This window comes from Mesorhizobium sp. WSM1343, from assembly GCF_055901535.1.
Genome location: NZ_CM148370.1, coordinates 3942905 through 3956428, shown reverse-complemented (window position 1 = coordinate 3956428; position 13524 = coordinate 3942905). Strand labels below are relative to the sequence as shown.

The 13524-nt window shown below is 62.4% G+C and carries 14 protein-coding genes; 6 read left to right on the top strand and 8 right to left on the bottom strand.

The genetic code is table 11. The features are described 5' to 3' along the window. Nucleotides 1-9 precede the first annotated feature (9 nt). The 8 genes from AC0NIL_RS19260 to AC0NIL_RS19225 all read right to left on the bottom strand — a co-directional run bounded on the left by AC0NIL_RS19260 (nucleotide 10) and on the right by AC0NIL_RS19225 (nucleotide 6887). Nucleotides 10-480 (bottom strand): hypothetical protein, encoded by a 471-nt coding sequence (locus AC0NIL_RS19260; protein ID WP_027163485.1) that lies wholly within the window; start codon nucleotides 478-480, stop codon nucleotides 10-12. Continuing rightward, nucleotides 470-1375, bottom strand: a complete 906-nt coding sequence (locus AC0NIL_RS19255; protein WP_473574093.1) for an aldose 1-epimerase family protein — start codon at nucleotides 1373-1375, stop codon at nucleotides 470-472. The genes AC0NIL_RS19260 and AC0NIL_RS19255 overlap by 11 nt, the downstream gene beginning before the upstream one ends. A gap of 175 nt (nucleotides 1376-1550) precedes the next feature. After that, complete coding sequence (locus AC0NIL_RS19250; RefSeq protein WP_473574092.1) at nucleotides 1551-2267, bottom strand: Bax inhibitor-1/YccA family protein; 717 nt, start codon at nucleotides 2265-2267, stop codon at nucleotides 1551-1553. Nucleotides 2268-2290: 23 nt separating this feature from the next. Next, entirely contained in the window at nucleotides 2291-3064 is a 774-nt protein-coding gene (locus AC0NIL_RS19245; protein WP_013531511.1) for an anti-sigma factor family protein, read from the bottom strand. Next, on the bottom strand, nucleotides 3061-3576 hold the full coding sequence (locus tag AC0NIL_RS19240; RefSeq protein WP_174299063.1) for a sigma-70 family RNA polymerase sigma factor: 516 nt from the start codon (nucleotides 3574-3576) through the stop codon (nucleotides 3061-3063). The genes AC0NIL_RS19245 and AC0NIL_RS19240 overlap by 4 nt, the downstream gene beginning before the upstream one ends. A 155-nt stretch (nucleotides 3577-3731) precedes the next feature. Next, nucleotides 3732-4265 carry a response regulator transcription factor gene (locus AC0NIL_RS19235; protein ID WP_024505205.1) on the bottom strand — a complete coding sequence of 178 codons (534 nt, stop codon included), beginning with the start codon at nucleotides 4263-4265 and terminating at the stop codon, nucleotides 3732-3734. Further along, on the bottom strand, nucleotides 4255-5535 hold the full coding sequence (locus AC0NIL_RS19230) for an ATP-binding protein (protein ID WP_063172182.1): 1281 nt from the start codon (nucleotides 5533-5535) through the stop codon (nucleotides 4255-4257). The genes AC0NIL_RS19235 and AC0NIL_RS19230 overlap by 11 nt, the downstream gene beginning before the upstream one ends. 38 nt (nucleotides 5536-5573) lie before the next feature. Then, a complete protein-coding gene (locus tag AC0NIL_RS19225) occupies nucleotides 5574-6887 on the bottom strand; it encodes an MFS transporter (RefSeq protein WP_024505203.1) in 1314 nt (437 codons plus the stop codon). Between the two features lie 166 nt (nucleotides 6888-7053). Between AC0NIL_RS19225 and cyoA the strand changes: the two genes are divergently transcribed. The 6 genes from cyoA (at nucleotide 7054) to AC0NIL_RS19195 (ending at nucleotide 13493) form a co-directional block, all read left to right on the top strand. Next, nucleotides 7054-8223 carry a ubiquinol oxidase subunit II gene (gene cyoA, locus AC0NIL_RS19220; protein WP_013531506.1) on the top strand — a complete coding sequence of 390 codons (1170 nt, stop codon included), beginning with the start codon at nucleotides 7054-7056 and terminating at the stop codon, nucleotides 8221-8223. A 15-nt stretch (nucleotides 8224-8238) separates the two neighbouring features. Further along, a complete protein-coding gene (gene cyoB / locus AC0NIL_RS19215; protein WP_024505201.1) occupies nucleotides 8239-10251 on the top strand; it encodes a cytochrome o ubiquinol oxidase subunit I in 2013 nt (670 codons plus the stop codon). A gap of 5 nt (nucleotides 10252-10256) precedes the next feature. Then, a complete protein-coding gene (cyoC, locus tag AC0NIL_RS19210; protein ID WP_013531504.1) occupies nucleotides 10257-10883 on the top strand; it encodes a cytochrome o ubiquinol oxidase subunit III in 627 nt (208 codons plus the stop codon). Further along, nucleotides 10880-11260, top strand: a complete 381-nt coding sequence (gene cyoD, locus AC0NIL_RS19205) for a cytochrome o ubiquinol oxidase subunit IV (RefSeq protein ID WP_013531503.1) — start codon at nucleotides 10880-10882, stop codon at nucleotides 11258-11260. The genes cyoC and cyoD overlap by 4 nt, the downstream gene beginning before the upstream one ends. Nucleotides 11261-11356: 96 nt before the next feature. Further along, nucleotides 11357-12064: an SURF1 family protein gene (locus tag AC0NIL_RS19200; RefSeq protein WP_473574091.1), complete on the top strand. Its 708-nt coding sequence runs from the start codon at nucleotides 11357-11359 to the stop codon at nucleotides 12062-12064. 244 nt (nucleotides 12065-12308) lie between these two features. Then, complete coding sequence (locus tag AC0NIL_RS19195) at nucleotides 12309-13493, top strand: amino acid aminotransferase (RefSeq protein WP_473574090.1); 1185 nt, start codon at nucleotides 12309-12311, stop codon at nucleotides 13491-13493. Nucleotides 13494-13524 lie beyond the last annotated feature (31 nt).

The following is a 13524-nucleotide window of genomic DNA, read 5'->3' as shown; positions in this document are numbered from 1 at the left end:
GAGCAGCCTCTATGCAGCTTCGAAGTCAGCCCAAGCGCCCATGTATCCCAATGGATTGGGCTCGCCTTTCATCATCGTTTTTCGCCAAGCTTCCTGCTCGGCATTCATCAGAGCCAATTCCCAAACACAGGCAATAACAGGTCTCTTAACCGTGTCCATCGGTTCGGTTGCGGAATACAGCTTCCGATAGATGTGCTGACAAAGCACCGAACCCTGTATCCACCAGTGAGCTAAGATGGACACACCGAGCTCACCAGGATGAATGATCACAAAGCCCATGCCATTCTCGTCACCCTCGTCCGCCACACGCGGCAGAACCTCCTGTCGCACGAATGACTGCGCCAGAGTCGCCATGGGTTCGTCGATCTTTTTGTTGTCTGCGACGAGACCATAGACTTTGAGCTTGAGACCACCAATATCCCATTGGCCCAAATTTGAAACACCACGTGGATGGTAGATCTCGATCGTTTCAGAATTCACTGAGCGCACTCCAATTGGCTATTGGCAGCAGACGTACCCGATAGCTCATCACGCGACTTGCACCCGGCGCGATCAGCATCAGGCCTGGTTTGTCGACAAAATCACCATCGAAATCCACCGGGCTTGCAAGGCCGTGCCAGGGTTCGATGCAAAGGAACGGCGCGCCGCCCGGCTTTGACCAGACGCCCAACTCCCGAACCCCTTGCCAGGATATTTCCAGAGCCGGGCCACGCTCGGGGGCATAACGCACGCTGGAGCTTGCGGGCTGGTCCATGATCACCGCGTCCTCGTCGAACAACCGCTCGGAGAGCGGGAGTATGTTGCCTTCGACAGGCGTCGGCTGTGGCGTTTTCAGCAGCAGTCCGTCCTTAAGGCGGCGGATCGGCGCCGGCTCATCATCGGCAAAGATCAGCCGGTAGTCCGTCTTGGCCTGATCCGGCTGCAAGGGCCAATTGAATGCCGGGTGCGCCCCGATCGATGCCGGCAGGAGCTCATCACCAGTGTTGGTGATGTCGAAAGTCACATCAAGCTGCTGGCGGACCAGCGTGTAGGTCACTTCAAGCCGAAAGGCGAACGGATAGCGCGCCCGGGTGTCGACATCGTCGGTGAGCACCAGCGTGCAGGATCGCGGCCCCTTCCGCGCCCAGGCAAACGGCTTGTCGCGCGCGAACCCGTGCTGCGTCATTGGATAGGTCCGGCCGCGATGGCGCAGATGATCGCCCGCCAGCCGCCCTACGATCGGGAACAGCACCGGCGAGTGACGCCGCCATTCCGGCCCCGCCTGCCACAGGAATTCGAATCCGTGCGCATCTTGCAGCGAAATCAGTTCGGCGCCCTGCGCAACGATGGTCGCCGAGATACCGTCGCCATGAAGCGTTTGGCTGTCCTGTGCCACATTTCCTCGCGGGTCGTTGTTGAAGGCCGGCGCGGTGGGCAGACTAGCAAAAGCGCTTCGGGACTCAAGGTGCAGCCTGGTTCTGCAGGAACGAATTGTGGCCGGAGGATCTCCCTCCGGCCACCTCTCCGCATCAAGAGCAATAACCCTCGCTCTTGCCCACAGCGGATAGTCGTTATTCGCGTTCGCCGGTGAAATTCAGCAGCAGCTGGAAGATGTTGATGAAGTTCAGATAGAGCGAGAAGGCACCGAAGACGGCAAGTTTCTGGCGCGATTCCGCGTCGAAATTCTCGGCATACTGTTCCTTGATCGTCTGCGTGTCCCAGGCGGTCAGGCCGATGAACACGGCGATGCCGATCACCGAGATGGCGAACTGCAGCGCGGTCGAGCCGAGGAAGATGTTGACGATGCTGGCGATCACCACGCCGATCAGGCCCATGATCAGGAACGACGAGAACTGGGTCAGGTCGCGCTTTGTCGTGTAGCCGTACAGGCTGGTGGCGCCGAACATGGTGGCTGCGATGAAGAAGGTGCGCGCGATGCTGGTTCCGGTGAACACCAGGAACACCGAGGCGAGCGAGAGGCCCATGACCGCGCAGAAGGCCCAGAACATCGCCTGGGCACTCGCCGCGGACATGGTCTGCATCTTGAACGAGAACAGCATGACGAAGGCGAGCGGTGCCAGCATCACCACCCATTTCAGCGGGCTGGAGAAGATCGGCACGTAGAGCGCCGGCGTTGACGAGATCATGAAGGCGACGAGGCCGGTGACCACCAGGCCGACACCCATGTAGTTGTAGACGCGCAGCATGTGCTGGCGCAGGCCCTCGTCGAAGACGGCTCCGGTTTGGGCGCCGGCGGCGACGCGATATCCCAGATTGGGGGTGTTCATTTGCGTTCTCCTTTGTGGATCGATCAGTAGAGCGTCTTGGCGAGCGTCTCTGCGGCGCGGTCGAGGTCGTGGACCTCGCTTCGTCCGACCACCGCATAAGCCACATCGCCGATCTGGAAATAGGCCGATGAGATGTCGCCCGAGGGCGCGATCGTCGGCTTGACGACGTCGAAGGTTCCAGGCCGGATCGCAAACAGCGACACCAGCCCCATGTCTTTCGTCTCGACCGCCATCTCGACGCTCGGACCAAAGCGGGACGGATAGATCTGCACGTCGCGGACCTTCCAATCCTTGGGCAGCGACGGCATGACGATGGCGGTCGCGGCGCGAATCTCGCCGGCGTTGTAATTGGGCGCCTCGGGCTGCGACGGCATGCTCTCGCGCACCAGCGTGGTCCTGTGGGCCCGCACTGCGTCGTCGACATAGGCGGGCGGCTGCGGCGAGGCGACGACCTTGGTCACCGACATCGGCCCGATGATACCGTTCGCCAGCCACCCGGCGGCGACGAAGACAGCAACCACCGCGGCGCGCTGCAGCACACCGAAGATGCGGCCGCGGGCAAGCCCCCTCTCCAGCCGCCGCGCGGCATCGGCGGTCGCGGGCCGTGCCATGCCTTTGGAGCCGGCAAGCGCCACGCGCAGTTCATCGCGGGTCCTGAGATCCGACATCACGCGCGCCGCCGCCTCCGGGCGAGCGGACAAGAATGCCTCCACCTCGATGCGGCGGGTGACGTCGATCTGGTCGTCGACATAGGCGTCGAGGTCGATATCCGTCACGGGATCGACAGTTGCGGTCATGAAGGGCCTCCAACGATCCTGAGGTGGTTTTTTGCCTTCGCCGGCTCCTCCATCTCGCGCAGTGCGGCGCGCGCCCTGCCGATGCGCGACATCAGCGTGCCGAGCGGCACGCCGCTGGCATCGGCGGCCTGCTGGTAGGAGAGGCCTTCGATAGCGACGAGGTGCAGCGCTGAACGCTGTTCTTCCGGCAGGCTGAAAAAAGCCTGGCGCACCTGCGCCAGGCGCACCGAATGTTCCTGTGGTGCCGGCGTGCTGCCGTCGGCCAGGTATCCAGCCTGTTCGACGCGCGACGCCTCGGACTTGCGGGCCCGCATCCTGTCGATGAAGGTGTTGTGGACGATCGACAGCAGCCACGCGCGCAGGTTTCCGCCGGAGCGGAAGGTGCTGCGCCGCTCATAAGCGCGCACCAGCGCGTCATGGACAAGGTCCTCGGCGTCGGTGCTGTCGCGCGTCAGCGAGCGCGCATAGCGGCGCAGCGAACCGAGCTGTCCTATGATGTCAAAGCGTGGCATCGGCGGTTTCATGTCCTGTTTACGGAGCATGTGGGGATTTTAATCCCTGCCCTGCCAATTTTCCTTTGGAGGACATCGTTCGAATGCAATGATTGTTGCCGGCATCAATCTTATCATCGGCATCGCCACGATGTGCCATGCCCGGTGGATCGTGCCTACTTCACACGCCTCTTCTCCAGCTTCCGCGCCAGTGTCCGGCGGTGCATGCCGAGCCGTCGTGCCGTCTCGGAAATGTTGAAGTCGGCTTCCACCAGCGTCTCGTGGATGCGCTCCCATTCGAGGTTCTTTATCGAGGTTGGCCGCTCGGCGAGCGGCACCGAAGCATTGCCCTCGACCTGGCCGAAAGCCGCTTCAATGTCGTCTGTATTGGCGGGCTTGGCGAGATACTGGCAGGCGCCGAGCTTGATCGCCTCGACAGCGGTGGCGATGCTGGCAAAGCCGGTCAACACGACGATCCGCATTTCAGGATCGTGTTCGTGCAGCGCCCTGACGCACTCAAGGCCCGAGCCGCTGGCAAGCTTGAGATCGACGACGGCATATTGGAAGGCAACGGTGCCGATCAGCGCCTGCACGCCGTCGACGCTCCGGCAGCTATGCGTTTCGTAATCACGCCGTTCGAAAGACCGGCGCAGTGCGTTGGCAAAGGCGATGTCGTCCTCGACGATCAGCAGCGTGCGTTTAGTCGGCATTGTGCCCTTGCGGAGACAGAGCAGCCAGCGGCAGATGCAACGTAACCGAAGCTCCCCCCTCGGTTCTGTTTCTTACGGTGACGCTGCCCCCCAACTTGCGGATGACATTGACGACCAGAAACAGGCCGAGCCCGCTACCTGGCCGGTTCTTGGTCGACGTGTAGGGCTTGCCGAATTCAGCAAGCATGGCTTCTTCAAATCCCGGTCCCGCGTCGACAACTTCGATGATGAGATCGTCCGCGTGGCGGCTGACGATCAAACCGACCCATAGAGGCGACGCTTCAAGTGCGTTGTCCAGTACATTGAACATCACCTGTTTGAGCGCGGGATCGGAGACGATCTCCTGGTTGGCGCCGAAACGCCTGGTGTATTCGAAACCTTGCGGCAGCCGTGTCGACTTCCATTCGGCCACCAGCTCCGCCAGAAAGGCATCGACGGAGGTGCGAACCGTGCCTTCGCCGCGCAATTCGCCCGACGACATCAGGATTCCCGAAACGATCTTCTTGCAACGGTCCAACTGGCCCTGCATCTCCCGGATTTCCTGCGCCAGATCCGGATCGGCCTCGAGAACCGGCATGCGCTGCCAGTCGTTGAGGATGACGGAAAGCGTAGCCAGCGGCGTGCCGAGCTCATGCGCGGCGCCAGAGGCGAGCAGGCCCATCCTGACGATGTGAGCCTCCTCCGCCGATTGCTGGCGCAAATCCGCAAGATGAGCGTCGCGGGTGCGAATGTTGTTCTGGACCCTGGTGATGAACAGCACCAGAAGCGTTGCCGCCAGGACGAAACAGATGAACATGCCCTGAATGTGCAGGCTGAACAGCCCGGCACCGTGTGCGGCGGGCAGGCTGATCTCACGGTAGAAGGTGGTCAGCGCGATGAAGCACGTGCTTGCAATGAGGACAAGCGCCCAGACCGACCATGTCTCCAGCAGTACCGCGCCCAGGATGACCTGGAGCAGGTAAAGCGAAATGAAGGGATTGGACGCGCCGCCGCTCAGGTAAAGCTGGACCGTCAACGCGGTGACGTCGAGCAGCAGTCCAAGAAACAGCTCGGTGTTGGTGATCGCGTCCTGGCTGCTGTGCCGGCGCAGGCTGGCGACGTTGAGAGCGATCAGCAGCAGGATCACCACTGCCATCGGCACCAGCGGCAGCCCGATGCCAAGCGCGTAGCGGACGAACAGGATCGTCACGATCTGACCGCCGACCGCGATCCAGCGCAGTTGGATCAGAAGCAGAAAATTCTGCTTGTTGGTCTTGTCGTGCAGCGTCATTGGGCCGGGAGGTCCCCAGCCCTGGCCAAGCAGGTCACTCAAGCGGGAGTCCGATCCAGGCGCTGGTTGAGCCGCAGCGCCAGCAGCGTGCATAGCGCTCCCGACAGCAGATAGGCGCCTGACGAGATCAGCCCGAAATGGGCGGACAGGAACAGGGCGACAATGGGGGCGAAGCCGGCGCCGAACAGCCAGGCGAGATCCGAGGTCAGCGCAGCACCTGTATAGCGGTAGTTCTTTGAAAAATTCGAGGCGAGTGCTCCCGAAGACTGGCCGAACGACAGGCCGAGCAGGACGAAGCCCAACACCATGAAGACGGACTCTCCGACGAAGCCGCCATCGAGCAGCTGTGGCGCGAAACCGCTGAACACGGCAATGGCCACCGCCGAGCCTCCAAGCAAGGGCCAGCGCCCGACCCGGTCGGCAACGACGCCCGAGATCGCGATTGCCGCCAGGCCGAAGAAGGCTCCGATCGTCTCGATGACCAGGAACCGTGCCGGTCCCTCGCGCGTGAACAGGAAGATCCAGGACAGAGGAAACACCGTCACCATGTGGAACAGGGCGAAGCTCGCCAGCGGCGCGAAAGCGCCGAGCACGACAGTGCGCCCTTCGGCGCGCAACGTCTCGCGGACGGAAGTCGGCTCCAGTTCCTGGCCTTCGAACAGTTTGGTGTATTCCGGCGTCACCACGATGCGCAGCCGCGCGAACAGGGCGACGACGTTGATGGCGAAGGCGACGAAGAACGGGTAGCGCCAACCCCAGCTGAAGAAGTCTTCAGCCGACAGGTTGCCGACGAAATATGCAAACAGGGCACTGGCGACGATGAGCCCGAGTGGCGCGCCCAGCTGCGGGATCATCGCATACCAGCCGCGACGCTTTTCGGGGGCATTCAACGCCAGCAGCGAGGCAAGTCCGTCCCATGTCCCGCCCAGCGCCAGTCCCTGACCGATCCGGAACATGGCCAGCAGCCAGGCCGAAGCCGGGCCGATCTGGTCGTAACCGGGCACGAAGGCGATCGACACGGTCGAGGTCCCCAGCAGGAACAGCGCGATGGTGAGCTTGGCGCTGCGTCCGTAGGCGCGGTCGAGCGCGGTGAAGATCGCCGTCCCGATCGGCCGCGCGATGAAGGCAAGCGCGAAGATGGCGAAGGAGTAGAGCGTGCCGGTCAACGGGTCGGCATATGGAAATACGAGCTTGGGGAAAACGATGACGGAAGCGATCGCGTAGACGAAGAAGTCGAAGAATTCCGACGTCCTGCCGATGATGACGCCAACGGCGATTTCGCCGGGCTTCACCTCATGATGCCGCGCATTGATCCGTCTTGCGTCGGCTTCGATCTTCGAAGTTGGGCTCACAGCATTCTCCGTCGCCCCGCCGCGGTCTCATACGATCGCTTGCCATGTGCGCGGGCCAGATGCTTTGATGACGCCTGCCGCGTCATTGCGGCATTGGACAAATTGTCCAATGCCTTCATCGCCGCGGTACGGTTAGCACTGGGGGGAACAACCGACAGGTCATACATTGAGCCGTCTCCGTACCCTTTTCCTGCTGCCCCTGCTGGCATCGCTCGGCTCCTGCAGCATGGTCGTCCTGAACCCTGCCGGCGACGTCGCCGAGCAGCAGCGCGACCTGCTGATGGTGTCCACGGCACTGATGCTGATCGTCATCATACCGGTGATGGCTCTCACCATATTCTTTGCCTGGCGATACCGCCAGTCCAACCGCGAGGCGCGCTACGAGCCGGATTGGGACCACTCGACCCATCTCGAACTCGTCATTTGGGCTGTGCCGCTTCTGATCATCATCTGCCTGGGCGCGGTGACCTGGATGGGCACCCATCTGCTCGACCCCTATCGTCCGATCGGACGTGTAGCGGCCGGCAAGCCGCTGCCGCCGGACGTGCGCCCGCTTGAGGTCGAAGTCGTCGCGCTCGACTGGAAATGGCTGTTCATCTATCCGGAATACGGCGTCGCCGTGGTCAACGAACTGGCTGCGCCGGTCGACCGGCCGATCAGCTTTCGCATTACCTCCGCATCGGTGATGAACTCCTTCTACATTCCAGCACTGGCCGGCCAGATCTATGCGATGCCGGGTATGGAAACCAGGCTGCACGCTGTCATCAACAAGTCCGGCGACTATGAAGGGTTCTCTGCCAATTACAGCGGCGCCGGCTTCTCGGGAATGCGCTTCGCGTTCCACGGCCTCGAGGATGCCGGTTTCCAGGCATGGATCGCGAAGGCAAAGGACAGCGGCGGCAAGCTCGACCGAAACGGCTATCTGGAGCTCGAACAGCCCAGTGAGAACCAACCCGTGCGCCACTATGCGGCGGTGGATAGCGATCTCTACAAGGCGATCCTCAACATGTGCGTCGAGCCCGGCAAGATGTGCATGAGCGAGATGTCGCAGATCGATGCCAAGGGCGGTCTGGGAATGGCCGGCATCCGCAACACCCTTCCGCTGCTGTATGACAAGTTCGCCCGGCGCGGCACGATATTCGGCCCTGCCCCATCCTATGTCGCCAGCATATGCACGACCGAAGAAGCACTGGCCGCTTCGAAGGCTGATCAATCCGCCACGCCGATGACCTCGACGCCGATAGTCGGCGCTGGTCTGCAACGGCCACTGCCCCTGTCGATCCGACTGCCGTCACCTTCCGCAACCGGCACGCTTCGGTCGCCCTTCAACTCCTGAGGCGCCACGCAAGACATGTTCGACAATCCTGCTCTTCTCAAGGCGATCTTCGGCCGGCTTACGCTCGAGTCGCTGCCGCTGCACGAGCCCATCGTGGTCGCGACCTTCATAGTCGTCGCGCTGGGCGGCATCGCCCTCGTCGGCGCGCTGACCTATTTCAAGCTCTGGGGCTATCTGTGGCGCGAATGGTTCACCAGCGTCGACCACAAGCGCATCGGTGTGATGTACATGGTGCTCGGCATCGTCATGCTGCTGCGCGGCTTCAGCGACGCCATCATGATGCGGCTCCAGCAGGCGATGGCCTTCGGCGGTTCGGAAGGCTATCTCAATTCGCATCATTATGACCAGATCTTCACCGCGCACGGCGTCATCATGATCTTCTTCGTGGCGATGCCGCTGGTGACGGGCCTGATGAATTTCGTCGTCCCGCTGCAGATCGGCGCGCGCGACGTGTCGTTTCCGTTCCTCAACAATTTCAGCTTCTGGATGACGGTCGGCGGCGCGGTCATCGTCATGATGTCGCTGTTCGTCGGCGAATTCGCGCGCACCGGCTGGCTCGCCTACCCGCCGCTGTCGGGTATCGGCTACAGTCCCGATGTCGGTGTCGATTATTATATCTGGGCGCTGCAAGTGGCGGGCGTCGGCACGCTGCTGTCGGGCGTGAACCTGGTCTGCACCATCGTCAAGATGCGCGCGCCTGGCATGACCATGATGAGAATGCCGATCTTCACCTGGACCGCGCTCTGCACAAATGTGCTCATCGTCGCCGCCTTCCCGGTGCTGACGGCGGTGCTGGCCCTGCTGGCTCTCGACCGCTATGTCGGCACCAACTTCTTCACGAACGACTTCGGCGGCAATCCGATGATGTACGTGAACCTGATCTGGATCTGGGGCCACCCCGAGGTCTACATCCTGATCCTGCCGGCCTTCGGCATATTTTCCGAAGTGACCTCGGCCTTCTGCGGCAAGCGGCTCTTTGGCTACACCTCGATGGTCTACGCAACCATCGTCATCACCATCCTGTCCTATCTCGTCTGGCTGCATCACTTTTTCACCATGGGGTCGGGAGCGAGCGTCAACTCGTTCTTCGGCATCACCACGATGATCATTTCGATCCCGACAGGCGCCAAGATATTCAACTGGCTGTTCACCATGTACCGCGGCCGCATCCGCTTCGAACTGCCGATGATGTGGACAGTCGCCTTCATGCTGACCTTCACTGTCGGCGGCATGACCGGCGTGCTGCTCGCGGTTCCGCCGGCCGACTTCGTGCTCCACAACAGCCTGTTCCTGGTCGCGCATTTCCACAACGTCATCATCGGCGGCGTGCTGTTCGGCCTGTTTGCCGGTATCAGCTACTGGTTCCCCAAGGCATTCGGCTTCCGGCTCGATCCGTTCTGGGGAAAGATGTCCTTCTGGTTCTGGGTGGTCGGCTTCTGGTTCGCCTTCATGCCGCTGTACATCCTCGGCCTGATGGGCGTAACGCGCCGGCTACGCACCTTCGAGGATCCCTCGCTGCAGATCTGGTTCATCATCGCCGCTTTTGGCGCCTTCCTGATCCTGCTTGGTATCCTGTCCTTCCTCATCCAGATCTTCGTCAGCGTGCGCCGGCGCGAGCAGCTTCGCGACGACACCGGTGATCCGTGGGACGGGCGTACACTCGAATGGGCAACCTCGTCGCCGCCCCCGGCCTACAATTTCGCCTTTACGCCGGTCGTCCACGATCTCGACACCTGGGCGGACATGAAGAATCGCGGTTACCAGCGTCCGTTGACGGGCTTCCACGACATCCACATGCCGCGCAACACCGGAGCCGGCGTCATTCTGGCTGGGTTGAGCGTGGTGCTTGCCGTGGCGCTCATCTGGTACATCTGGTGGCTGGCGATCGTCAGCTTCGTTGCTCTGATCGGCTACGCCATCGCGCATACCTTCAATTACGACCGGGACTTCCACATTCCGTCCAGCGACGTCACCCGCGTCGAGGACGAGCGGACACGCCTGCTCGCAGCCACCAGCCAGGCGGGATGAGCACCATGGCACACGCCGACACGGTGATCGACGACACGATCTTCCACCTGGAAGACGACCACGGCCATGCCGAGAGCGGCAGCAGCACCATGCTCGGCTTCTGGATCTACCTGATGAGCGACTGCCTCATCTTTGCGATGCTGTTTGCAGTCTACGGCGTGCTCGGTGGCAACTACGCCGCCGGGCCCGCGCCGAAGGACCTGTTCGATCTTCCGCTGGTCGCGCTCAACACCACCATGCTGCTCCTGTCCTCCATCACCTACGGCTTCGCGATGCTGGAGATGGCGAAAGGGCGAGTGAGACCGATGCAGGTGTGGCTGGTGATCACCGGCCTGTTCGGCCTCGCCTTTCTCGGCATCGAACTCTACGAATTCGCCCATTTCATCCACGAGGGGGCGACGCCGCAGCGCAGCGGCTTTCTTTCGTCGTTCTTCACGCTGGTCGGAACGCACGGCCTGCACGTCACCTTCGGCCTGGTCTGGCTGGTGGTGCTGATGGTGCAGGTCTCCAGGCATGGGCTGATCGCCGCGAACCAGCGGCGCCTGATGTGCCTGAGCATGTTCTGGCACTTCCTCGACGTCATCTGGATCGGCGTCTTCACCTTCGTTTATCTGATGGGAATGTTGCGATGAGCGCCGGGCACCAAACAGACACCAGCAACCACAGCCACGCGCATCACGGCGTCAATCACGGCTCGCTGGCCGGCTATCTGACAGGCTTCGGCCTGTCCGTCGTGCTGACCGCCGTTCCCTTCTGGCTGGTCATGACCAACGCGCTCGGCAATCAGATGGCGTCGGCGATTGCCATCATGGCCTTCGCCGTCGTGCAAATCATCGTCCACATGGTGTTCTTCCTGCATATGAACACCAGGTCGGAGAGCGGCTGGACCATGATGGCGCTGATCTTCACCCTCATCCTGGTGATGATCGCGCTGACGGGCTCGCTCTGGGTCATGTACCATCTGAACGTCAACATGATGCCCGGCCATGACATGAGTCAGATACCCTGAGAGAGGGACCTGGCTTTGGACGAACAGGCGCGGACGACACCGCATCCGACTACAGGCGACGGCCAAAGGGTTACGCGTTCGAGATGGACGCTATTGATGCTTTGCCTTTGCGGAGCCATCGGCATCGCAGGGTTCTCGGCGCTCGTTATCTGGCAGCTGGAGCGCCGCGTCTGGAAGCTCGACCTGATCGAGCGTGTCGACCAGCGTCTCAAGGCAGTACCCGTGGCCGCCCCGGCGCCTTCGGCCTGGCCAGCGATCAACGCCAGGGATGACGAGTATCGCCGCCTCGTCGTCACGGGCCGGTTTCTCGGTGATCGCGAGACCCTGGTCCAGGCGGTCACCGATCTCGGCGGTGGCTTCTGGGTAATGGCGCCGTTCCGAGCGGATGATGGCTTCACGATTCTGGTGAACAGGGGCTTCGTGCCGACGGACAAGCGCGATCCGGCAACCCGCCTCGCAGGCAAGCCCTCGGGCGATCACACCGGAATTCACGGCCTGTTGCGCATCAGCGAACCGAAAGGCGGCTTCTTGCGCACCAACGATCCGGCTGCCAACCGCTGGTATTCGCGCGATGTACAGGCGATCGCCGCCAAGCAAGGCGTCGGGCAGGTCGCTCCTTATTTCATCGATGCCGATGCCACGCCCAATCCGGGAGGGTGGCCGGTCGGCGGCCTGACGGTCGTTTCGTTCCACAACAACCATCTGGTCTATGCCCTGACATGGTTCGGGCTGGCCTTGATGGTGCTGGGCGCGGTCGCCTGTCTGTTGCGGCAGGCTGTGAAAGACAGGCCCGGCGGGGGCTGACCGCTGGCCGAGGCAAGGCCGAAATTACGCACGGAAGCGCTCATGCCGGCGCAGAGGATGCGTGATCGCTCTGCTCGTGCCGGCTGGTCATTTCCGACGCGCATCAATAGGTTTCCCTTCAAACCCTCATCCATGAGCGCGCAGGGCAGGCTTCCCAGCCGTCTCGGGCTGGAGCACCTAGCTAAAACCGCTGGCGAAACGCGACCGATTTGCGTATCACTCCGCCGCCATTGGAGCCCTATCGATGTTTGAGACCCTGCAGCCCGCCCCCGCCGACAAGATCCTGGCTCTGATCGGCCTATATCGCGCCGATCCGCGCCCCGACAAAGTCGATCTCGGCGTCGGCGTCTACAAGGATCGCGACGGCAAGACGCCGGTTATGCGCGCCGTGCGCGAGGCGGAAAAGCGCCTGCTGCAGGCCCAGGACACCAAGACCTATCTCGGCCTTGCCGGCGATACCGGCTTCAACACGGTGATGGCCAAGCTCGCCTTCGGTCCGGGCGCCGACATGACGCGCATCCGCGCCGCACAGGCGCCTGGCGGCTCCGGCGCGCTGCGGCTGGTGGCGGAATTGCTGAAGCGGACGCGTTCGGACGCAACCATCTGGCTGTCGGACCCGACCTGGCCGAACCACATGCCGGTGATGCGCGCCGCCGGCCTGCAGATCCGTGAATACCCGTATTTCGACGCCGCGTCGGGTGCTGTTCGCTTCGACGACATGCTGGCGGCCCTGCGGACCGCAAAGAGCGGCGACGTCGTGCTGCTGCATGGCTGCTGCCACAACCCAACCGGCGCCAATCTGGATGCGGCACAGTGGGCAGCCGTTACCGATCTGGTCGTCGAGCGCGCGCTGCTGCCGTTCGTCGACATCGCTTATCAGGGCTTTGGCGATGGCCTTGTGGCCGACGCCCTCGGCTTGCGCCTGCTGGCGGCGAAAGTTCCGGAAATGGTCGTCGCGTCGAGCTGCTCGAAGAATTTCGCCGTCTACCGCGACCGCGTCGGCGCAGCAATGATCCTGGCCAAGGACGGCGCACAGGCAGATGTGGCAATGAGCCAGATGCTGTCGGCGGCGCGCGCCATGTATTCGATGCCGCCGGACCACGGGGCAGCAGCCGTACGCATCGTGCTGGAGGACGCCGCCTTGCGTGCAGACTGGGAAGCCGAGCTTGAAGAGATGCGGCTGCGCATGCTGAGACTCCGTGTCCAGTTCGCCGAAGCCCTGCGCCGGCAATCCAATTCCGACCGCTTCGATTTCGTCGCCAGCCATCGCGGCATGTTCTCCCGCCTTGGCCTCACCGAAGCGCAAGTCGAGCGGCTGCGCGCCGAGCACGGCGTCTACATGGTCGGCGACAGCCGCATCAATGTCGCCGGCCTGCCCGAGGACGGCATGGACGACCTCGCCAAAGCGATCGTCTCGGTGCTCGACTAGAGCAATTCCAGGCAAAGTGTGAAACGGTTTT